Origin of the sequence: Pseudarthrobacter sp. CC12, assembly GCF_039907755.1 — a bacterium.
Classification (GTDB): Bacteria; Actinomycetota; Actinomycetes; order Actinomycetales; family Micrococcaceae; genus Arthrobacter; species Arthrobacter niigatensis.
On sequence record NZ_JARDJH010000089.1, the window covers coordinates 1 to 1,139 of the forward strand.

Sequence of the window (1,139 nt, forward strand, 5' to 3'; positions counted from 1 at the left end):
CCGGTGAGGCGTTCGATGAGGGTGTCGGCCATGACCTGGCCACGGGACCGGTCATCCCCGGCCGCCCGGGCGGTGTCGGCGTCCCGGACCAGGGCGGCGTAGGCGGCCACGCCCTGGGCGACCGGGAGCAGCGCGGTCAGGTAGGTCATGGTGTCCGGGGCCGGACGCAGGCTCACGGCCCGCTCGCTCACGGCCCGGGCGGCGCGTTTGGCGACGGAGGCCGGGTCCCGCCGGTACGCCGCGGCGCGGACGGCGGCGATGATCGCCTTGTCTCCCGCACCGCCCAGGGCGCCGGTATCGGCGGCGAGTTCCTCATCTACCCCGGCCCGGTCCCCGGGCGTGAGGCAGATGGTTTCCTTCACGATCAGGGTGGTCCGCCACTCGTTGAGCAGCCCGGCCCGGAACGCGGCAAACGTGTGCGGCATTCCGGTTAACGCCTTGGCCAGGCCCAGCAGCCGGGAACCCCGGGCCGGGGACTCCCGCCTTGCCAAGGCGATCTGCGCCGCGACCCCGGCACCCTGCCCGGCGGCCGGGACCCCGGCGTCGGCCTGTTCCCGCCGCTGGGACAGATCAAAAGCCACAGCGGCCTCAGCCTGCCGGGCACCGGCAAAGCACTTCAACTCCTCCAGCCCGCGAATCTGGTCAATCAAGCCCGCACCATCAGCAGCCACGGGAACACGGGCCAACAGGTTAAGCACATCAGCGATGCAAGGTACTTGAGGCTTCGCCTCCAGTACTTTTGCTCCCACTTCAACCGCTTCCATAAGCAGAGTCTTCCAGCACCCTCTGACAATTCCGACGGCCTCTACGTCCTATGTGGAAAAGGCGGTTTCTCACCCCCTGCAGCGCCGCGCCGGCGTTCTACCGCGACCGCAGATGGGTGAATCATGTGCCCTGGCACCATTCCCCACTATTCCCGCAGTCATCGAAGATCCTGTGGCCGGCGGACAGAGGTGGGTCATGGCGACGGAAATGGACTTCGACTCCACGTGGTGCCGGGCGTCCGGGAAGTGCCATGGCAACCAACTCCGCAGGGCGCATCATCATCAGCTGTCCCGAATGAGGATCGGCGGATTCAAGCGGTCATTGCAACAGGAGGTTTTCGATCAGTTCGATCGGTTTCTTGAACTCTAGTCTTT

At 66.8% G+C, this 1,139-nt stretch carries 1 protein-coding gene; it reads right to left on the reverse strand.

The window, feature by feature from the left end; genetic code table 11:
• Positions 1–650 (reverse strand): DUF222 domain-containing protein (locus PV772_RS22965; protein WP_347887699.1); only part of this gene is annotated, 650 nt, incomplete at its 3' end.
• Between the last annotated feature and the right edge of the window lie 489 nt (positions 651–1,139).